The organism is Acinetobacter sp., assembly GCF_049284435.1.
In the GTDB taxonomy this organism is placed as follows: Bacteria; Pseudomonadota; Gammaproteobacteria; order Pseudomonadales; family Moraxellaceae; genus Acinetobacter.
Window position 1 is genome coordinate 23,535 of sequence record NZ_JBAPXX010000142.1, and the last position, 19,707, is coordinate 43,241.

Sequence of the window (19,707 nt, forward strand, 5' to 3'; positions counted from 1 at the left end):
TAAATAAGCGCAGATTTCTGATTTATTTTGTTACATTGATGATTCTGACAATGATTGCTGTATTTCTTGATTCAGAAGTAGATTTTCAATTTCGCTAGTCCCTATAGATAGCAGCACTTTAGCTGCGCCGTTTTTTTAGTTTTGACTTTTTTGACAGATTTAGCACTCAAGCAAGACCACTGGTTTTAGATGCTAAAATCGTATTTTATGAAATGATAGAATTTGTTTTGAGCACATCTTAATCAGACAGAATTGATACATCTGACAAAAAATGATCGCTAAAATTTTATAAGACTCAGGTCTCACACAGTCAGATAAAGGGTAGAAAAAAACCTGGAGGACTATTTATTATATTAATGTTCTGAACTTGATTCAAAATGAAAAATCCTATTTTCGCACCAAATTTGCGCAATAAAATAGAGCAAATATTCCACTTTTTTAGCCTTGGTGCTCCTTTTTTATTGTTTCTACATCAAGCTGCGCTTTAATGAAGCAACCCAATCATCAAAAGATAAAAATTCTGCAAACATTCACTCATATTTTCTATTTAAAATTGCACTTCTTTCTTTAAGCTGCCTGAGTTCTAATAATTTTCAATGCTGGCAATATTTCTCTACTTTTAAAGCGGGAACTTCTGGCCTATAGTGCCCTCAATTTGAACATTATTCTCATTCCTCATTTAAATTATTTCAGTCTGAATACAAGGTTAGCCCTATGCACACGCCTCTCGATATTAGTCAAAATAAGCCCTTATTATGGCTGATGGCGATTGCATGCGGTTTATGTGCTGGCGCGAACTATTATTGCCAGCCACTGATTTCATCGATTCAGCAGTATTATCAGGTACCTGAATCACAAGTGGCACTTACCGTCACTTTTGCTCAAATCTCTTATGCCTTGGGCCTGCTGTTTATTGTGCCTTTAGGTGACATGCTGAATAAAACCAAACTGATCCCCTTTCTTATGCTGGGTGCGGCAACAGGTTTATTTATTTGTGCTAGTGCGGTGAATCTGCCAATGCTCTGGGTCGGTACCATCATTGCTGGACTGTTTTCCGTGGCTGCACAGATTCTGATTCCCTTGGCCACCATGGCGGTCAAACCGGAAAAAACCGGAGAAGTGGTAGGCTTTCTGATGAGTGGCTTACTGGTTGGCATTCTGCTCTCGACCAGTATTGCTGGATTATTTTCCGACCTGTTTCACTGGAAAATGATTTATATCGTCAGTGGCATAAGCATGCTGGCTTTAAGTTTCTATTTGAGAGGAAAACTACCGAGCCTGCCACGTCTGAGAATTAGCTATGCAGCAATTTTTAAATCTATGGGGATATTACTCAAGCAGGAACCGCGACTGGTTTTGCGTTCACTTACAGGCGCCTGTGCTTTTGCTGCCATGAGTATGTTGTTCTCCACCATCGCTCTGCTGTTGACGCAGGAACCTTTTCAGCTTTCTGATGTCATGGTCGGACTGGTCACGCTGGTAGGTGTATTTGGCGCACTTTCCACACAGTTTATTGGCAAATGGGCCGATCGTGGCCATATCAAAACACTGAGCTGGATCGGCTGTTCTATCCTGATGGGGAGCTGGCTATTTTTATACTTTGGTGAAGTGTCTTTGCTGAGTTATATTCTGGGTTATGGACTGATGAATCTGGGGCTCGCGATTACACATAGCTGTAACCAGAACGTGATTTTTCGTCTGCGCCCGGATGCCAAATCACGGGTCAATTCACTGTATATGACCTTGTATTTTATTGGCGGTGCCTGTGGTTCAGCCTTAGGGGTCTATGCCTGGCATCACGGTGGCTGGAGCATGACCTGTATGGCAGGACTTGGGCTAGCTTTGTGTGCCACCCTATTCGCCCTGCTAGATCAATGGCATCAGGCCAGGACAACTGCATAAGTGCTTTGACTATATTTAGCTGACTTGCGCCGCCGGATAATAAGGCTTATTCAGATCAAGAGTTTGTGAGTTTTCTAATAAAATACAGATAAAAACCGGCAATAAGGCTGCCAGAATCCGGCAGCTCTCCTCTAATAATTTATAATTCAGCGAACTGTGATACGTAGCGCCACCCTGCATTATCTGATGGTGCAAGGTAGATAAACGCTGAAATATCCCAGCTAAAATTTCAACAGAATTTCGTTCTTTTAAAGCATTCTCTATATTTTTTTTCTGTATTTCCAGGTCAGCTTGACAGCTTTCCAGACTAATTTTCTGATGACGATAATCCCAAAAGCTTTGTTCCACATAGGGATTGGCCAAGAGTGAGCGGATCGGCTGGTTGTATTTTTCCCAGAGAATATGATTAATTTTCTGATCCAGATCCTTTTGGCAGAGCATTTCCAGAAACTGATGCAGCTTGTTCTGATCTTGAACTAGATCGCTCTCATCTGCATAAATCGCCTGAAAGCTGATCCACAGGCTGATAAACTTAAAATCCAGATCCTGATCCAGGTCTAGCGATTTTTTAAACCAGCCTAAGCCACGATGAATTCTTAAATTAAAATGTGCCGAATTTTGTGCTTTATGGCTTTTATAAATTTCCTCCAATAACAACATGATTATTCTCCTTATTTCTAGCGTTTTTATATTCATCTTTCTTGTATCAAAATATACCATTCCAACCTGACTGGGAATTCCAATTTTATTTCTTGTTTCATTCCTTGGATTTACCGGGCTAGCTTAAGTTCCCCGGGTGGTTTTTCTGATTTTATGCTAGTATTACGCCCTCTTTTTGCGACGTCAGCCGATCCGGTTTAAGCCAAAAACCAATCGCTGAGTGATCGCATGGATTGCTTCTTCTTTCTTCCATTTCGTTAAGGCGTGATTTTGAATGACTGATCTGACCACCATTGAAAATAAACTTCAACCACGAATCAGTGTTGCGCCGATGATGGATTGGCAATAACTATACATTTACCAATATAAATTCAATAACTTATAAGTTTAATAAAATTAATAGTTGCAATATAGTTGCACGAAAACAAAAAAACGCCCTCAGTCCGGAGACCAAGGGCATATAAATAAGCGGACAACTTAATTGGATCGCTTGTTGTTAAATACGGATTTTGCGAAGTCAATAAATGTGATAATCACCTTCGCCCAACGTTCCCAATTTTGGCCAATATCAGCCACGAATGATTTTACGAAAGCCAAGACCCAAGCCTTTTTATCAGCTCCTGAATCACGTTCCTTTTCTGCTGCATCCATCGCATTGACAGTCGTTTGAACGATTTCACGACCAACGCCATAGGCATCTACGATTGGAGAAAGTGCGCTGGCAATAGTTAATGCTGTCATTATTTAAGCCCTTTTTCATGTTTAATAATTACATCTGCAATCGCTTTCGCAACAAGCCAGTATTTTGCTTGCAAAACTGCAAATTCTTGAGGGTTCGAAATAAAGCCAAGCTCAACAATCAAACCACCATTGGAGACAAAGCCTAGTTTCCCGCGTGCTGAATCAGATTGATCAATCCAACCATCCTTGCCACGTAATCGGCTGCCTGTGACCTCTGAAATTGCTTTTGAAATCGCTTGAGCTAGTTTCTTGTCTTCTGGTAGAGCAATCGTCTCAACACCATTTGCCTGTGGATTTGACGATGCGTTCAGATGGAATTCAATTGCTGTACTTGAGCCTCGAATGATTTGAATCGCATTGGTTAATGGCAAATTAATATTACCTTGGCCATCTGTCTTGACCACTAGCCCAGCGCGCAAAAGGTAAAGTTCTACTGCATTCCGAACTTTAACTACAAAATCAGCCTCTTTGTCTGATCCACGAACGGCACCAGGATCAGTATTGCTATGGCCAGCTGTAACCGCAACAAAGCCAAGTTTGTGATGGAGATTTGGTTGATAGATCTTTTTACCGATCCACGACAAACCCACCATCACTACACCGGTAATGAATGCATGGTATTCAACCGGAATCAGTTTAAAATCCATCGCCCACTGCAATGCCGGGATAATGACAAGCAATAAAAAAGCCCCCAAGGCCGGGAGCTTAACTGACAAATACTGCCATGCATTTTCATTAATTAATTTCATTATTTCCTCTCACATTACTGCGTTCATAAAGTTTGTTGCGGATTTCTTCAACTGTTCTTAAAAGTTGATCGGATTGTTTTTCAAGGACCTGGATTTTTTGGCTGTTTTCCATAGATCGAGTAGCCATGGTGTCGGTTTTACCTGTCTGGGTGTTCCAAGCTAATCCCAGCGCGCTAAGTAAAGCGATACCACCCCAGCGCACAATATTTGTGGTGTTATCAATCTTAGTTTTGCTTTCGTGAAGCACTCGGATCTGCATATCGGTTTCCTTGTGCCTTACCTCAGCATCCACACGGATTTGCTTCATCTCATCTCGAAGACTTGATTTTGTTCTATTAAGATCATCTTCAATGTTCTTCTCGACTTTTTGCATGTTGTGATCAAGGCTTTGCTGCTTTTCTTGAAGCTGATCAAACTGCATGCTCATCCGGTCAATCTTTTGAGGCACATCGGCCAATTTTTCCATGCTTTGTCGCAACTGGTTAATGTTGTCTGAAATCGCATAAAGCTGGCTTGGGGTTATCGGTGGTGGATCAGTTGAATAGTCATTCGACATTGCGCCCCCTAAATTTTGATAATAAAAAAGCACCCGGAGGTGCATTAAATAGCTTGAATTCTGGATGCAAAAGCTTTCCAGTTCGCCTTTGCTTTGTATGCGGCTACAGATGACGCCGGGACTTTAATAACACACGTCGCATTTAGGTTTTGAAATGTATTTGATTGAATCGTGGGTGGTATTGTTGCTCGGCATATTAATTGCTCACAAATATCAAGATTTTGAAATGCTAAGGCGGCAATAGTTAAAATACCTGATCCAATATCAACTTTTTTACATTTTGATGCACCATAAAATGACATATAGCCAATGGTTTGAACCGAGTTTGGTAATTTTATTTCAAGAACCTCTAAAATCGAATTAAATGCATCACTACCTATACTAATTACAGATGTACCAATTGTAAGGTTTTTGATATTAGACCAGTAGTAAAATGCACCATCCCCAATTGCTGTAACTTCATTACCAATAATAAGCCCGGTTGCCCACGCACCGATCGCTGAGTCAAAATTTCTGTAAAAAGCATAGCTGGGAATAACCCCAACAGTCCCACTAAGATTAACAACACCTATATTTTGCGGGTAATCAACCATGCTTCCAGAGAATAAAATTCCAGCGGGGGTTTCTGCTTCCGACGGTGCATGCAGTTCAATCGACTTTGTCGCACTATCTTTTTCAGCGGTCACTGTGACTTTTTGCCCGCTTGTATAGTTAGATGAAAAATGGACTGTAAAGTCCCCGTTTGCGTCTGCTACACCTGTATAAATTGCCATTATTCCTCAACCTCAATCGTGATTGTTGCACCTGGTTCTGCTTTTCCTGAAATTGATGCGCCATCAAACTTCATGTTTGCACTTAATGATTCATCCACATTTACAGAGATGTTGGCAGTCGGAACTGTATTACCTGTAACGCTTGAGCCATCTGTCGAAGCGGTCAAAATTAAACTTGCTGACTCAACAAAGAATGAATGTTCAAACACTTGATAAGAATCATATCCATCACGCACCGACCACAGCTTTAATGTATGTGATTTATTCAGAATTAATGCGCTAGATAAAATTGTCGCTGTGTTGCCAATTATTCCGCTTGCACTATCTAAAACAACATCTTCAGAAATTAATTCATAAGAATATGTTGTATTTAATTCCGCATCATCCGAAGCATCATAGAAATCAATAACCTGATTAGCCAAGCGATTTCGGCCAAGCCAAGTCAACACAATGTCATTTGTCGCCATAATGGTTTCTGGATAATATTCACCATTAATTTTTACATTGGCAGGCGGATACGGACGAATTGCACGAGAGCGCATACTCACAAAAGAGCTGCCGACATGCTCTAGTTTGGAGCTTGGCGTAACCGTTAAGGATGACGCTCTAACGTTGTCGCCTGCGGAATATTCAGTTAATGAGAATAAACCATCGTCAGCATTTGACACAAAGAACCATCCGTTAATATCCCATTGAGTTGGGATTGTATCTAATGCACCGCGTTTAACAGTTAAGATGTTTGTTTTAGAATCGAATGATTCAACAATCATGAATTCATATAGACCATTAACACCAGCAAGCCAAGTTCCTGCAACAATTAAATCGCCACTACCGAACAAACCTTCAATGTTTATATTTTTAACTGAAATTTGCGTTGCTGTTTTGGATACAACTTGCTCAAATTGACCACCAGTTACAAACTCAGCGTTCCCATCAATCACCCATCCATTTTCAGGATCGTCTGCATTAATAGTTGTGATCTCTGTATATAGCGCATTCCATTGCGGTCTGCGATATGTTGAGAATGTAAAACCTACGCCTGGATTATATGTAAGCTCCTCATCAATTTTGCGCTGCCCGATATTTTGGACTGCAATGTAGTAAGGCGCCTCAAAAGTTTCACCAATTGCAGGCTTTGCTGGTTCGGCTTTTTCTTCAGCAGAGTCATCAACCACAATGCTTGTGTTCATTTCTCCCGAATACGGCACGACTTCTTCAAAATCAATCATCACTTCGTTGTTCAAGCCGTTACCCAAATCAATTTTCATAATTCGAGCTAAAATTGTGCCTTGCCACTTTTTAGACCAAGTAATCTCAACCAAGTCATAGCGATTCCACTTTCGAGCTTCACGCCATCCAGTTGTAAATGTGCCTTTCCACGCTGGTGTCGAATATTGTTTCAACTTCCAATTCGCCACAATTTCAGCATTTCGCATATTCATAAAATATGGAAAATCAATAGATTCAGCATTCGCTTTACCTATCGTTAAAATTGAGCCGTTTTCATAGACTGAGAAAGTTGAATTTTTGATGCGCTCTCTATCGTAATATGTAACATTGAGTTGATTCACAATGTCATCACTATTCATGACTTCAAGCGATAAATCCTTGATCTTGTTTTCAGCAATAGTGTGGATCTCATCTTCAGCAAACCAGTCATCACGAAACAAAACCATTTCATACAAACCAGTTTGGCGATTTACACGAATGCCTGCTTCAATGTGATAACAGAGTTCTTCGATTGCATCAACACAAGATTTTTCATCAATCGCCCATGAAATCCCTAGGCCTTCATTGTAAATTCTATCCGCAGCCTTCATGAAATTTACATCATTCAAATCAACTTCAGGCTTTGCCATTGCTGTGTCATCAGTGAGAATTTCGCGAATCTTATGGATTGGGTTAATATCTGCACCCTCAAACTGAACATCACTGACTCTTCTTGGGTCGTAAAAATAAACATCTTGGATTGAATAAAGGTAATTTGATGAATTTCCACTTGTTAGTATCGAGACAGAGAAGCCTTCAACGAATGTGCAGTAGTAAACGTCAAAATCAGACTTATCATTTGATTCCTGTTGGATTTCATCTATCGACAAACCTGAAAATAATATGGTTTTATTTACTTCAGTCCTTTGTATTTTAAAACAAACATGCACTAGGATTTCTGGTGGGGCTGCAGCCTTGTATTCATAGCTCGCATCAGTATCCAGGCCTGCTGGAATTGGTTGCTCAATCTTTGAGTAATATTTTTTATCAGGGTACTCCAGGTCAATATCTACAATATCCTGATCATTACCACTATCCCCGGTTCTATACCAGCTTATCTCCTCGAATATGCTGAAAGGTTCGACACCCTCCACAGATCCGCCTTGGAAAGCACCTATCTCACAAACAATCGCCCCATCCCCACGCACTTCATACCACTGCCCCTGCCCATCATTTCTAACTCGTGTACGCTTCACCCACAGCAACATCTCTTTCATGTAGTTTGAGTTGCCGAAATAAAATGGCTGATCAATTGTATTGCCACGAAATACCAAATAAGACTGATACGGATACGCAGAAACCAAGTCGAAATGCTGCTTATATGCTAGGTTTTGCTGTGGCTGCGGATAGCCAAATTCAAGGTCGATAATTCCAACCACACCGCCCGCATCCTGCCCAAATAAGCTCGGCTTATTCACTGGCAGCATATTAAAAGGGTGTTTTTTCGGGTCATGCGCAATCCAGCCGCGATTATCAAAATTAATCGCAATAAATTTCTCAATGCGATTGCCAATAAACGCTGCAAAGCTTGTGTAATAACGGTATCCAGTGACTTGTGATGACTTGCCAATCCCTAAAAAGCCACCTGACTTTTGCTTAATTGCCTCGCTTTTTTTGTTCCATAAATCCGTGATATTTGGATGGATGTGTGGGCTTCCAGCAATGTCGCAAAAAGACACACCTTCATCCGCAATTGTGCCGTCAATCTGATTCGGTTTTGGGCGGTTTTTCTTCTGCATTTTGCGCATTTGCAGAAATGTGTAGATACCGACTGCAAGAGAAATTGCACCAACAATTAAGCCTGCCAACAATAATGGCGCAATAGATTTTAAAACTTGAACTTGCGAAAAATCATAATTCGCCAAAATAGCTTCTACGTTCATTGCTGACTCACTTAATAATTTGTGTTTCTAGTGGATTCTCAGTCGGCATATTCGGATGCCCGCCATAGCGCAAATGATTATTAAACTTCTCGTGACAGGTTTTGTGCGATTGGTCACAACCAGGTGCGACTCGCACCACGTCACCTACTTCCAAGCCGATATGCTGACGATAGAGTCGAGAGCTATTACTTCCACTGTTAATGATGAATGTGTAGACACCATCTTTTTGCAGTACACCGCGATTGAGCCATCCCGCAGGATAAGTTTTAACTTCCATTACTGGATCGCCATTCGTGTATGTCGGGTTGCCTTGTCCATCTAAAACGGGATCGCCAAATTCATCTAGTACAGGTACTTGCTCAAAAACAGGATTGCCGCTTTCATCCACAACTTGAGTCGGGTTTACTGTGTAGGAAACATTTAAGCCGTCGATTGCAGTTACAGTCACTTCAAACGACCATTCGTTAAAATCCAAACCACAAAACTTGTCGTAAATGTTATTCATGCACGTGCGCTGATATTTTCGAGTTAAAATCTTGCGACGCATAAAGCTTTCTGCAGTCGAGCAGACCAGCGTCATGGTATTATCACGGTCATCGAATTTTGGCTGCGTCACCCGGCCTTTAAACAACACCAGTGATTCAGATCCATCCAGCTCAATCAGGGTGAAATACACTGATTCCAGATAAATCTTGTTTAAGAACACCTGGGTAAAGCTGTCATCTGCATCATTGAATAGTGGATATGGATGCGGAAAAGTCAGCTCGACTTCACACTTATCAATATCTGCATCTTCAATATTTCCACGGCTTAAACCTCGAACCGGGTAATAGGTGATTGCATTGTGAGTAATCGCTTTACGTGCGCTGGTGAAAAACCATTGCTTGTCCCCATGCTTAAATTGATAAAGTTCTGAACGTGCCATCAGGTATTAATCTCCACAGTTTGAACACTGGTACGTGCTCGCCCCACCCCTAAAAACTGAAATTCAATATGATCTGAATCAAAACGATATAAGCCTAAATAGCAGATGGATTTAATCTGGTTCCGCTGCAAATTAATCGCAGGTGAAACCGTGAAATAATTTGCCGTTTTTTGGGTAATTTCATGAGCAGACCAGGTCCCGTCTATTTTTTTTACTGCAACATGCTTCCGATCTGCCTCAACGATGAATTTGGTATCTATGTTTAAAACTGTGCCGACAAAACCGGTATTCAACACGTTTAAATGTTTTTCAAACAATGGCTGCCAAAACTCGCGGTACCGGCCTGAACGTCTGTACAGAAATTGGTAATAATCCAGATAGTGCTGTTTTGAAAAAATGAAGCTGTTCAGCTTTTTTTCATAGCGAGGTTTTTTCCAGTGACTATATGTTTTAAAACCGCCCACATCCCCATCAACACGAGTCTGTTGTTTATGCAGTCGCATCCCTAAAGATGTCCCATCCAGCAACAATGGAATGCTGTAAAAATCAAAGCCCTGGTATTGTACTGGAGCGATTGCTTCATAATTTGGTGAATCTTCTGCCAGGACATGAAACTCAATCCCGTAATTCACCATCTTATTGCGGACCGTTAAGTTGATATCATCTGTCAGCTCACAAATACGCAAAGGTGAAATTTTTGCATCCAGCACATTAATTTCTTTTGAAATACGAAAGCCGTCCTGATATTCAGTTTCCAGTTCCTGGATAATTTCATCTGTATCCGGGTCCCGGATCTCCTCCTGAATAATCACATAGCGCCCGATATCGGTGATCTCTACCACATGCTGCTCAGCAGATGTTTCAATCAGTGCATACCCGCCCACAAATAAATGAGTGGCCAAATTTGCTGTATCAAACAGGATGAAATCACCATCTGTATCTGGTACCGCCAAAGAGATCTGTTTCAATGGAATGGCCCAAAGATCACTCATATGTGCCCAAAGCATATGAAACATATCGCCCAATGTTTTTTTGAATGCAGTGTATTCAAATTTCAGTACCTGACGCGGAGCATCACGTAAAGGATGACGAATTTCCTCACCACCAAAGCTTTCATGCACTTCAGTCAGCCATTCCAGACGTTCAGTAGAGGTGAGTAAAGGACATTGTGCCAATACAACTGCATCACCATATTTGGTTTGTACTTTCATTTTGTCCTCATGAGATAAAAGAAAAGCCCACCGAAGTGAGCTTATGCAAGAGCATTACGATTTCGTTTCATGTGGTAAAGAACCGCTTTTTCAAACTCCTTTGATGACTTGTAGTTCTTAGCCTCATCCATATCTTTGACCATAATTACTGATAACTGGTTATCAATGACCTGTGGTGCTGTAGCTGTAGGCTGCACTGATTGCAATCCACTACCTACATTCGGCACCAAAGCATTACTTTGTTGCGGCAGCTGGCCAGTACGGTTGATGTAATCCAGATTAGATGCACCAATCTTTTGTACCGAAGAAGCCTTTACCACATACTCATAATCAGACAAACGTGCAGGAATTGAATCACTGGTACCGGTACCAGGGCCACGAACCAGACCACCCGTTGCAAATGCCACACTACCAGCTGTTGCTGCCTGGGCAATTTGCAAACCTGCAGCAGCAATTGCAGCAGGTTGTGCAATGTATGGACCAATCAGCGGAATACCTGATAAAGCAGCATACGTCTGGGTATAGACCAAAGGCGCGTTCAGCGTTGCTTTGGCTACTGCAAAACTTTTCTCCAAAGCAAAAGCTGCATGATAAAAACCAGATGATTCACCTAAGACGTTTTTGAATACATCCGACCAGCCACCCATCATGCCGGCCATGGATTCAAGACCCAATTGAGCCTTAGCATTGTAGTAACGTTGTTCAACCATGAGCATATCTGCACGATATTGCTCTAAGGTAATTCGCTCCCACTCATAGGCTTTAAGGATTGCATTCTGCTCATCTTTAAAACGTTCATCCCGAGCAGTATCTACATCACCACCTACTGCCCTACGGTAATCCTGATCAACAGTATCCCGCTCTTCATCATATTCAAACTGCGACTGTTGTAACAGCATAGCTTTCTGATTAGGTGTATAGCTTGCGGTCGACTCGATCTCATCACGTACCAGCTGATAATACTGAGAAGCATATTCAGCAGAACTGATCCATTTCTTGCGGATCTGCAGCAAATCTTTTTCTTCAGCAATACGGTTTTGATCCAGCTCATAAACCATCTGCTTACGCAAGGCTTCGGATGCTTGCAAACGCTGGGCTTTGGTTAGGCTCAAATCATGCTGCACATCGAACTGGCGACGTGCATAACTTTGCTTGATCAACTCTTCTTCAGTGAGCAAATAACTGCTGTAGTCATCCAGTCGGGTTTTTAATGCTTGCTCTTGTACAGCAATTTCATTTTCAGCCCGAGCAGTATGTTCAGCAATCAGTTCTTTTTGACGTTCAGGCCCAAAGCCTGCCTTTTCAATTTCACTGATCTTGTCGGTCAGATCGGAACGGATACGGGTGACTTCATTTGCCACATCAAGCTCAAGCTGCTTGCGCATCTCGGCCTGTTCTTCCTGAATTTTCAGAAAATCATTGGCTGATTTCTTGATGTCATTAACAGAAAAACCAGACTCACCCGCCATATAGCCCAGGATATTTTTTAGATATCCTTTCGTTTCCTTGAAACTATAAGCTTTGCCTGAATCGACATTACCTGGTCCAGCATTATATGCCATGATGGCTTTTTCAATATTGCCGTCATACTTCTTAAGCAAGTCTCCTACAAAAGCGATCATGCCTTTAATACTAGACTCTTCACTTCGAACATTGACACCATATTGTTTTGCCGTGGCAGGCATGAACTGTGCTACACCTTGAGCACCTGCAGGAGACGTAAGCAGTTTGCCTTTTCGATAAGTGTCCCCCCTGCTTTCTTGCATCAACATTGCAGAAATCAAGCCTTGAGGTATACCAGCTGCCGCCTCTTTTGAAGAAATATCATACTTAACCGCAAGTGCACGAACCTTGGCATTAACCACAAGTTGATTTTCTTCAGCTTTCAGCTTCTTGTTACGCTCATCAAGAAGGCCATTTAAGCGCTGTTCAGATTCAAACTGTTTTCGCAAGTCTTGATAAACTTCAGCAGGAAGCGCCTGATTTCCTTTTAAGCCACTAGCTTTACGGGCCGCAAATAACATTTCTGCATATTTCGGATCGAAGTTATATTTACCGACCATGTCAGCAAGATAGTTGTTTTTGAAAGTATCGGACTTGCCTTGGTTTAAAAGTTTTTCCAGTTCACTTGTCATTCCAGTTACTTCAGCAGCAGACTGCTTCGCCTGATCACCGACTTTTTTCACGCTGCCACTAATCTGATCAATATATTGTTTTTGATCTTTGGCAGCCTTACCAGCGTCATAAACCTTGGTTGCCATTTCTGCAACTTTGTCCTTAGAAGACTGACTGATCTTGCCATTTTCCTGCACAGACAAAGTAAAGGCTTTTAAGTCACCGGTTTTCTTATACTCCTTAAATAACTTCTCCAGCTCAATCTGTGACTGGCTGACAAAATCATTGGCACGATCCATACCAGTGGCATACATGGACATGGCTGTTTCAGTCTGTTTGTACTGCTTTTCAAGTTCCTCAAGCTTATTACGCTCTTTGACCATTTGCCCAGCTTGTTGAACTTCCTCTAGCTCACGATATTTGGCAATCGCATCATCCACAGAAACATTGTTTTCCCGCAAAGACTGGGTATTTTCTTTGGCATTGTCACTAAACAACAGGTAGCCAGCTGCCACAGTCGCAACCGTCACACCTAAACCAACCGGTCCACCAAGCACACCCAAGGCCATTGCTTTGGCACGTGCCAGACCTGTTGTCGCAGCTGCTGCTGTAGTCTGGGCACCTGTATACGCTGCAGTCGCTTGAGTACTAGCCTTAGTTGCAATATTCAAAGCAATTTCTGCAGAAGTAAGACGCTGTACTGCAACTGCACGTGCACTTGCTGAAGTAGCGGCATTGTATTCTGCACGGGCCAAATTAACTTCAGTCGCTGCCAATGCAGCCTGCTGACGCATGCGTAAGGACTCAGCAGCCAGCGCCTGCATTTGTGCTTCAGCTTGGGCCAGTGTGGCTTGACGTGCAGCAATACCAGTAGCAATTTCTGCTTTCCAGGCAACGACCTTTCGTGCTGATGCCGTCATTAATGCCCCAGAAGCTGCCACAATTGCTCCACCTGCAATCACTTCAATATTGTCAGCCATATAGCCAAACACACCTGCAGCTTTGGCGGTTGCGCCATACTGCATATTCAGCTCACCAGTAAAGCGTACCATGGCATTTGTAGCTTTCTGTATCCCATCGGTTAGGCTATTTGCCATGCTGTCAGCAAGCGCTTTATTGGAATCACGTGATTTCAATAAACCTGCATGCAAATCACTGGCTGCCAGCTTACCTGCAGCACCTAATTCTCGGATTTGTTTAGCTTTTTTATCAGTCGCGGATTCAATATCGTTAATTAGGTTTGGAACAGCTGCAATCAGCGAATACCAGGCATCAGCTTCAACACGGTTTTTATCGATCACTTTGCCATAGGCATCAGTTGCTGCTCGGGCCTTATCAGCCGATGCTGCATTATGGACATAGGAATAGCTAAGTGAGTCGGTAATAGCCAGAATCTGCTGAGTGTTATAACCCGCCTCTTTTAGCCCACCAAAACTGGCAAGAAAAACTTCCTGAGCTTCAGCCAAGTTACGGTATGTACCTTGGGCAGTCTGGTACAAATGTTCCTGAACCATCTGATATTCAGACAGGCTGGAAGTGGCATTTCTTACACGTGCTGCCATCTGGGTGTAATCATCAGCCTGCTTAATCAGGTTCCCAGCAATGTATGCAGCTGCTGCAGCTTTTACTTTGTTACCCATTGCAACAAAGGCTTCGCCAGTATTACCCGCTTGGACTTCAACACGCTGTAAATCAGCGGCCATAGCAGTACCCGAAGTTCTGGTCTGTTGCTGTGAACGCTGCAAATTACGGTCGAACTCAACAGTACGTGCCACCAGATCCAGTGTTAAAACACCGATTGACTTAGACATACACAAAACTCCAGGTATAAAAAAACCACCCTTTTGGGTGGTATATTCAATCTAATAAATTAATTTATAACTTGGTCAAAAACATTAATTAAGCTTCTTGCACCTGGTGAAAACTTATCTTTTTTAACCAGATCACCCTCTAGATAGCCATCAGAAATAGTGGTTACTTTGATTTTTGCAACTTTAGAGTTTTTCAATTTTTCAATATCTTCTAGCTTAATCATAAAACCACGTGAACTTAGTCTAGGTGCTAGCGTATTTCTATCAGGAGGTGTTAATTTGGTCATAGTGGGTAAAGCTTTATATTGTTTAATAACGCCATCAATATTGAAATATAGGGAATCAATATTTACATAATCATCCCTAATCACGACTTCAACAACCACATAATCCTTAACCTTTTCTGTCCATCTAGCACCAATAGTTATTGGTGCTGCATGAAAACCGGAATTTGCAAACACATACATTGGCTGTGCATAAACTTCTTTAGTTCCATCAAAGCTACTGACATTTACATGCGCTTTTGTGAAACTTTTAATACTTGCCTCTGGTGAACATGCTGCCAGCAAGAAAACTAACGAAGATATTATCAGTTTATTCACATTCTACCCCTTAATTATAAGAGCTTAGAATATAACCATCTAAAGGAAGGAAATTCAAATTTCTTTGATCATTCCTTCCAAAACTGCTCATAGGCTTCACGTGCAGAGAGTTCAGGCTTATCAAAATGCGGCAAATAATTGTAAATATCTGGATTTTCAGCACCTTTAGACTGTGCAAACATCAACTTTAGCTGTGCCAGAACTTCTTCAAAGCGCAAGCCCCAATTCAGGCTTCCGCGTCGTCTCCGGTATTCTCGCCAGTAGGCAAATTCCCATTGAGTGATGTTGTTTCGGACGGATTCAATGCTGTTTCCGCAGATGCCTTGGATCGCGAGTTCCGCGAAGATTTCGTTTTCATCGAACTCTTCGTCGTCAACTTTCCCACAAATAAGTTGACTTCATTGGATACGGACCACATTGCCTTACACATGTTCATATAGGAATGCAGGACTTCATCAATATCTTTAAAGAATGGGGTGCCTTTTTCGTCCACACAGACTGTGGCAAGGATCTGAGCAGAACGCAGACGCAGTTCATCAATATCCTGCAGGGTCAGCATTCCAGGATCTTCTTCATCCGGTAACCAGTTAAAGGACTTTTCAATTTCACGCAGGTCTTTATAACTGACCTTTTTTACATAAATCTCGCCAACAACTTCAACGCCATTTTCTACAAAAACAATGTCTTTCAGAATTGCTCGCTGGGCATTGGTTTCATCAACGTGTTTTTTCAGTTCAAGTGGATTTAATTTCTTCATGATTTTCCCGTTTTATTTTTTGAGAATGAAATAAAAACCCCACTCGAAAGCAGGGTCTTTAAATTGAATTAAATTAAGGTACAACTGGTGCTTGAGGTGCTTCAGTTTCCCAAACCCATTCTGGAGCAGTCTGTCGCTGTAAAGTGACAGTTGTCTGAACAACACTGTTTGCATCAATATCCAGCGGGAAGCTGTCTACATAAGCCTTGTATTTGGTCCAGGTACGCTGGTTGCTTAAAGTGATTACACCTGTATCTTCATCCACTTCTGGCACAATGTGAGCAACCGAACCACGTTTTTCACCTGGCCAGCCCTGGATAAATGTTGCACTTTCACCAGATGCCACCATGCTGAATAAACGCTGATGTGCAGGATTTTTCGGATCTGCAAGAATTGAAAACGTTGCTGTACCAGTATCAGATAAGCCTCCACCATCCATATACTTTTTAGAATACTCTTCCTCAAGATCGGTAATTTCCAGCTTTTCTTTGGTATCGGTTCCTGGTTTATGATCTTTAGGTGCACCGATCTTAATCAGTTCGAATGTTGCTGGATCAGAGGTTTTAGAAACCACCATCCACATCGCGCTGCCTTGTGTACGACGAGCCATATTTTTTACTCCAAAAAAAGAAAACCGCCAAAACGGGCGGTCACGTATGATTATTTAAGATTCTTCAAACCATCTGGTATCCAGACTGATCCGGAACAGGTCAGTATCTGGTTCACGTATATTTCCGGTGAAGTTTTCAACTTGGCAGTCTTGCTCAATCGCTTTACGGATCAGTTTTGCAATCTGGCGATTTTCAGCCTTATTTTTTCCGTAAATATCGATTTGCAGGAGTACTTCATCCATTTCTGATACACCAGAAAGGTTTTCGTCACCTGCTGCATGAATGATCTGCCAGGTGGCATAAGGTGTTTTAACATTAATATCTGGATCAAACTCGAATAGCTTAAGCCCGTCCCGATCTGACAATAACTGAACCAGTAAGGGATCTTTTTGGCAAAGCTCTTCAAGTGGCAATATAATCATCTGCTCAGCTCCTGATATATCCCTTGCTTAATTTCTTCTGCTGCAATTTGTTCTGCTTCTGCTTTTTTTGCTTCAAATGCCCGACGCATGAAAGGATCAGCGGCCACTTTAGATGTGCCCAGTTCGACAAACCACCAGTAAAAAGTATCGAAACCCGGACCTTTCCCCCCTTTTCTGCCACCACCGGATACACCCACTCCATAGCCGATTTCACCTTTGGCCAATTTCTTTTTCTTTTGGATGCGTATGTTGCGCCAGATCTTTTCCCGGGTTTCAGGATCATCAATTTGCTTGGCATTTCTTTTTGCTTCCTCACGTACTGGTACCATACCCTTACGTAAGGCTTTTGCGACAATCTTGTTTTGGGTACCACGACGCAGTTTAGCCATATTTTCAATGGCTTCATCTAATCCCTTTATACCCATATCGCACTCCCTGATTCACACATCAATGTGATCCATTGTTTGCCATTTTGATTATCTGGTAAGGCAGCATTAATTTTGTAGGTCACGCCTTCAGATTCAATCCGGCAACCTGGCCATTCAAAGCCAGGCGGAATATCTGAGTAACGAATACTGATACGATGGCTGATCATGGTTTGCTGTGATTTTGCTGCGATGTAATCGCGGCCACTGAGTGCATCAATATCACCCCACACATCAAATTCTTTCTTCCAGCTTTTGGTCCGGTCTCCAGATCCATCAGTTGCACGAGTAGAATGTTCACGCTGAATGGTGAGGAAGTGATTAAGCTGTCCTGTTCTCATGGTTCACCTACCCTGTCATCAACTCTGGGTTTGAACCTTTATCATTTGGATCTGGTTCAAATGAAAATTCAACATTTAAAGGTTTTTCAAATAAAACGATCGCTTCATAACGGTAGCGGGCTTCTTTATCCACATTTATGCTAATGCTTAAAATTTCTAAACCTTTGCGCTCTGCATACTTATTTACGACATCTGCCAATACAGCGGCAGTTGAACATCCGAATCTTTCTAAAAATGTTCTCGGCATATTAAATTCCCATTTTGCGGTAAGGCATCATCAAGTTTTCTAGGGTTTTATTGATGGCAATAATGGTCCCAACCATTTGAGCTTCACGGTTGTTATATAAATCACCAATAATCAGCAGGGCTGCATATTGCAGATCTTCAGGCAGCGCACCATCTACACAAACATCTGACAGTGGTTTATCCAGGAAGTTTTCGATATGTTTTAAAGCTGCTTTAATGAGCAATTGGATATGTGCATCTTCACGATTGTGCAGCACACGCAATTGAAACTTTGCGCTTTCAAGTGTGACCAGTTCTTCGCTCATGAAAATAGCCTTTTTTTGACGGAAAAAGAGGTATAAAAAAAGCCCTCAAATGAGGGCTTTTTTCACATTAACCAATTAAGGATCGGTTGGATCTACAACTGGAGCAACGACTTCTGGAAGATCACCGGCAACGTTAGCATCTGGCACGATCACACCACCAGCTGCACGCATTTCTGAACGGACAGTAGCAAGGTTTTTACGGAAGTTGTCACCATCTTCAAGTGATACTTGCGTATCCACATCTTCACGAATGTAACCATCAAAACCAATTGATAAGTTACCACACCAGTATTTGCCTAAAGCCTGTACAGGACTGAAACGGACTGGAAGTCCCCATAAGTACGCCTGAACACCAGTTCCTGTCGGCACACCAATGATGTAGTGACCATCAGAACCTTTTAAGCGCTCAATATCACCCCAATCCTGCGGGTTTAATACATAGCATTCAGGCTGCAGGAATGACAATGCAGCTTTGTATTTCGCTTTGTTCAACACATCAAGTGCTGTATCACCGGCATCTACAGCCACAGTGTCATGGTTGCCTGCTTCCATTAGACCGCTGAAGTTTTTCGGCTGGCCAGCTGCTGGAATATGACCATTGACCACAAAGTATTCAAGTTTATAACGAATACCATAAGCTAAACGGGTTTCAATATAGCTGGCCAGCATTGGCATATCTGCCAAGACCTGATTTGATACCTTAATCCAGTGTGCAATCACACCTACGTTCAGTACCAATGGGCCAAATTCGAGACCTGATTCCGGCTTTTCTTCACCTTCCGGTACAATATCAGCCATCAAATCGTATGCTGTTTCACGCAATAACGTTACGATGTCATTGGTTAATGGTGCCCAGCTAATCAGATCAACCAGACTTAATGGCTGAAACGGCACACGATTTAGGTCATTTTTTGCATACTGGTAGTTTTCACCCAGGCTACCCAAAGTCACGATATTTCGTGCTTTCACCCCCTCAAAAGATACTGATGTGTTCTTTTGACGCTTTTCCAGCATGGTTTTTGCAATTTCGATTGATTCGGTGTTACGAATCAAAATACCTGCAATGGTATCTGCTTCTTGTTTCGTACGGGTTTTGGCCTGATTAACCAGATCAGTCTGCAGCTGCTCAACCTTCGCAGACAGATCCTTGATCTCTTTTGAACGAGTTTCCAGATCCTGCTTTTCTTCAGCCGTCAAATTAGCCATTCGCTGTTGACGTTCTTCCAGCATAGTATCCAGCTTTGCCAATTTATCTTTGAGCTGCTTGCCCAATTCTTCCATTGACTCGCCTTGAGTATTACGTAGATAAATTGGTGTTGATGCTGTAGCAAAAGCTGCCCCCATACCAAGTGCCATAACTGCCGCAGCGGATGGATTTAAACGTGAATTCATATTTTTTTCCT

20 protein-coding genes are annotated in these 19,707 nt (G+C 42.0%); 1 reads left to right on the forward strand and 19 read right to left on the reverse strand.

Annotated features, from left to right (window positions below):
- Positions 1 to 714 precede the first annotated feature (714 nt).
- Positions 715 to 1,902 carry an MFS transporter gene (locus WAK81_RS12640; RefSeq protein ID WP_422197256.1) on the forward strand — a complete coding sequence of 396 codons (1,188 nt, stop codon included), beginning with the start codon at positions 715 to 717 and terminating at the stop codon, positions 1,900 to 1,902.
- Between the two features lie 15 nt (positions 1,903 to 1,917).
- On the opposite strand, the gene WAK81_RS12645 is transcribed toward WAK81_RS12640, so the two are convergent.
- The 19 genes from WAK81_RS12645 to WAK81_RS12735 all read right to left on the reverse strand — a co-directional run bounded on the left by WAK81_RS12645 (position 1,918) and on the right by WAK81_RS12735 (position 19,696).
- Positions 1,918 to 2,562: a hypothetical protein gene (locus tag WAK81_RS12645; protein WP_422197258.1), complete on the reverse strand. Its 645-nt coding sequence runs from the start codon at positions 2,560 to 2,562 to the stop codon at positions 1,918 to 1,920.
- Positions 2,563 to 3,039: 477 nt separating this feature from the next.
- Positions 3,040 to 3,303 carry a hypothetical protein gene (locus WAK81_RS12650; protein WP_422197260.1) on the reverse strand — a complete coding sequence of 88 codons (264 nt, stop codon included), beginning with the start codon at positions 3,301 to 3,303 and terminating at the stop codon, positions 3,040 to 3,042.
- Positions 3,303 to 4,052 carry an N-acetylmuramoyl-L-alanine amidase gene (locus WAK81_RS12655; RefSeq protein WP_422197262.1) on the reverse strand — a complete coding sequence of 250 codons (750 nt, stop codon included), beginning with the start codon at positions 4,050 to 4,052 and terminating at the stop codon, positions 3,303 to 3,305. The genes WAK81_RS12650 and WAK81_RS12655 overlap by 1 nt, the downstream gene beginning before the upstream one ends.
- Entirely contained in the window at positions 4,039 to 4,608 is a 570-nt protein-coding gene (locus WAK81_RS12660) for a hypothetical protein (RefSeq protein WP_422197264.1), read from the reverse strand. The genes WAK81_RS12655 and WAK81_RS12660 overlap by 14 nt, the downstream gene beginning before the upstream one ends.
- Before the next feature lie 44 nt (positions 4,609 to 4,652).
- Positions 4,653 to 5,381 (reverse strand): leucine-rich repeat domain-containing protein, encoded by a 729-nt coding sequence (locus tag WAK81_RS12665; RefSeq protein WP_422197266.1) that lies wholly within the window; start codon positions 5,379 to 5,381, stop codon positions 4,653 to 4,655.
- Positions 5,381 to 8,533: a hypothetical protein gene (locus WAK81_RS12670; protein ID WP_422197268.1), complete on the reverse strand. Its 3,153-nt coding sequence runs from the start codon at positions 8,531 to 8,533 to the stop codon at positions 5,381 to 5,383. Before WAK81_RS12670 ends, WAK81_RS12665 begins: the two co-directional genes overlap by 1 nt.
- Positions 8,534 to 8,540: 7 nt before the next feature.
- The gene (locus tag WAK81_RS12675) at positions 8,541 to 9,458 is read right to left on the reverse strand and encodes a phage BR0599 family protein (protein WP_422197270.1); all 918 of its coding nucleotides are present in this window, start codon (positions 9,456 to 9,458) and stop codon (positions 8,541 to 8,543) included.
- The gene (locus WAK81_RS12680; RefSeq protein ID WP_422197272.1) at positions 9,458 to 10,669 is read right to left on the reverse strand and encodes a hypothetical protein; all 1,212 of its coding nucleotides are present in this window, start codon (positions 10,667 to 10,669) and stop codon (positions 9,458 to 9,460) included. The genes WAK81_RS12675 and WAK81_RS12680 overlap by 1 nt, the downstream gene beginning before the upstream one ends.
- Before the next feature lie 41 nt (positions 10,670 to 10,710).
- On the reverse strand, positions 10,711 to 14,595 hold the full coding sequence (locus WAK81_RS12685) for a tape measure protein (protein WP_422197274.1): 3,885 nt from the start codon (positions 14,593 to 14,595) through the stop codon (positions 10,711 to 10,713).
- Between the two features lie 59 nt (positions 14,596 to 14,654).
- Positions 14,655 to 15,197 carry a hypothetical protein gene (locus tag WAK81_RS12690; RefSeq protein ID WP_422197277.1) on the reverse strand — a complete coding sequence of 181 codons (543 nt, stop codon included), beginning with the start codon at positions 15,195 to 15,197 and terminating at the stop codon, positions 14,655 to 14,657.
- Positions 15,198 to 15,265: 68 nt separating this feature from the next.
- Complete coding sequence (locus tag WAK81_RS12695) at positions 15,266 to 15,415, reverse strand: hypothetical protein (RefSeq protein ID WP_157980311.1); 150 nt, start codon at positions 15,413 to 15,415, stop codon at positions 15,266 to 15,268.
- Between the two features lie 8 nt (positions 15,416 to 15,423).
- A complete protein-coding gene (locus WAK81_RS12700) occupies positions 15,424 to 15,954 on the reverse strand; it encodes a phage tail assembly chaperone family protein, TAC (protein WP_422197279.1) in 531 nt (176 codons plus the stop codon).
- A gap of 73 nt (positions 15,955 to 16,027) precedes the next feature.
- On the reverse strand, positions 16,028 to 16,564 hold the full coding sequence (locus WAK81_RS12705; protein WP_422197281.1) for a phage tail tube protein: 537 nt from the start codon (positions 16,562 to 16,564) through the stop codon (positions 16,028 to 16,030).
- 54 nt (positions 16,565 to 16,618) lie between these two features.
- Entirely contained in the window at positions 16,619 to 16,987 is a 369-nt protein-coding gene (gene gp17 / locus WAK81_RS12710) for a tail completion protein gp17 (RefSeq protein WP_422197283.1), read from the reverse strand.
- Complete coding sequence (locus tag WAK81_RS12715; RefSeq protein WP_422197285.1) at positions 16,984 to 17,412, reverse strand: HK97-gp10 family putative phage morphogenesis protein; 429 nt, start codon at positions 17,410 to 17,412, stop codon at positions 16,984 to 16,986. The genes gp17 and WAK81_RS12715 overlap by 4 nt, the downstream gene beginning before the upstream one ends.
- Complete coding sequence (locus WAK81_RS12720) at positions 17,403 to 17,753, reverse strand: phage head closure protein (protein WP_422197287.1); 351 nt, start codon at positions 17,751 to 17,753, stop codon at positions 17,403 to 17,405. Before WAK81_RS12720 ends, WAK81_RS12715 begins: the two co-directional genes overlap by 10 nt.
- Before the next feature lie 7 nt (positions 17,754 to 17,760).
- Positions 17,761 to 18,000, reverse strand: a complete 240-nt coding sequence (locus WAK81_RS12725) for a hypothetical protein (RefSeq protein WP_180181212.1) — start codon at positions 17,998 to 18,000, stop codon at positions 17,761 to 17,763.
- 1 nt (position 18,001) lies between these two features.
- Entirely contained in the window at positions 18,002 to 18,304 is a 303-nt protein-coding gene (locus WAK81_RS12730; protein WP_422197289.1) for a head-tail connector protein, read from the reverse strand.
- A gap of 75 nt (positions 18,305 to 18,379) precedes the next feature.
- The gene (locus tag WAK81_RS12735) at positions 18,380 to 19,696 is read right to left on the reverse strand and encodes a phage major capsid protein (RefSeq protein ID WP_422197291.1); all 1,317 of its coding nucleotides are present in this window, start codon (positions 19,694 to 19,696) and stop codon (positions 18,380 to 18,382) included.
- Positions 19,697 to 19,707 lie beyond the last annotated feature (11 nt).

Bases quoted from the DNA above. Each gene is read 5' to 3' on its own strand.
- WAK81_RS12640 (WP_422197256.1), top strand. From the start codon at position 715: ATGCACACGCCTCTCGATATTAGTCAAAATAAGCCCTTATTATGGCTG.
- WAK81_RS12645 (WP_422197258.1), bottom strand. From the start codon at position 2,562: ATGTTGTTATTGGAGGAAATTTATAAAAGCCATAAAGCACAAAATTCG.
- WAK81_RS12650 (WP_422197260.1), bottom strand. From the start codon at position 3,303: ATGACAGCATTAACTATTGCCAGCGCACTTTCTCCAATCGTAGATGCC.
- WAK81_RS12655 (WP_422197262.1), bottom strand. From the start codon at position 4,052: ATGAAATTAATTAATGAAAATGCATGGCAGTATTTGTCAGTTAAGCTC.
- WAK81_RS12660 (WP_422197264.1), bottom strand. From the start codon at position 4,608: ATGTCGAATGACTATTCAACTGATCCACCACCGATAACCCCAAGCCAG.
- WAK81_RS12665 (WP_422197266.1), bottom strand. From the start codon at position 5,381: ATGGCAATTTATACAGGTGTAGCAGACGCAAACGGGGACTTTACAGTC.
- WAK81_RS12670 (WP_422197268.1), bottom strand. From the start codon at position 8,533: ATGAACGTAGAAGCTATTTTGGCGAATTATGATTTTTCGCAAGTTCAA.
- WAK81_RS12675 (WP_422197270.1), bottom strand. From the start codon at position 9,458: ATGGCACGTTCAGAACTTTATCAATTTAAGCATGGGGACAAGCAATGG.
- WAK81_RS12680 (WP_422197272.1), bottom strand. From the start codon at position 10,669: ATGAAAGTACAAACCAAATATGGTGATGCAGTTGTATTGGCACAATGT.
- WAK81_RS12685 (WP_422197274.1), bottom strand. From the start codon at position 14,595: ATGTCTAAGTCAATCGGTGTTTTAACACTGGATCTGGTGGCACGTACT.
- WAK81_RS12700 (WP_422197279.1), bottom strand. From the start codon at position 15,954: ATGAAGAAATTAAATCCACTTGAACTGAAAAAACACGTTGATGAAACC.
- WAK81_RS12705 (WP_422197281.1), bottom strand. From the start codon at position 16,564: ATGGCTCGTCGTACACAAGGCAGCGCGATGTGGATGGTGGTTTCTAAA.
- gp17 (WP_422197283.1), bottom strand. From the start codon at position 16,987: ATGATTATATTGCCACTTGAAGAGCTTTGCCAAAAAGATCCCTTACTG.
- WAK81_RS12715 (WP_422197285.1), bottom strand. From the start codon at position 17,412: ATGGGTATAAAGGGATTAGATGAAGCCATTGAAAATATGGCTAAACTG.
- WAK81_RS12720 (WP_422197287.1), bottom strand. From the start codon at position 17,753: ATGAGAACAGGACAGCTTAATCACTTCCTCACCATTCAGCGTGAACAT.
- WAK81_RS12725 (WP_180181212.1), bottom strand. From the start codon at position 18,000: ATGCCGAGAACATTTTTAGAAAGATTCGGATGTTCAACTGCCGCTGTA.
- WAK81_RS12730 (WP_422197289.1), bottom strand. From the start codon at position 18,304: ATGAGCGAAGAACTGGTCACACTTGAAAGCGCAAAGTTTCAATTGCGT.
- WAK81_RS12735 (WP_422197291.1), bottom strand. From the start codon at position 19,696: ATGAATTCACGTTTAAATCCATCCGCTGCGGCAGTTATGGCACTTGGT.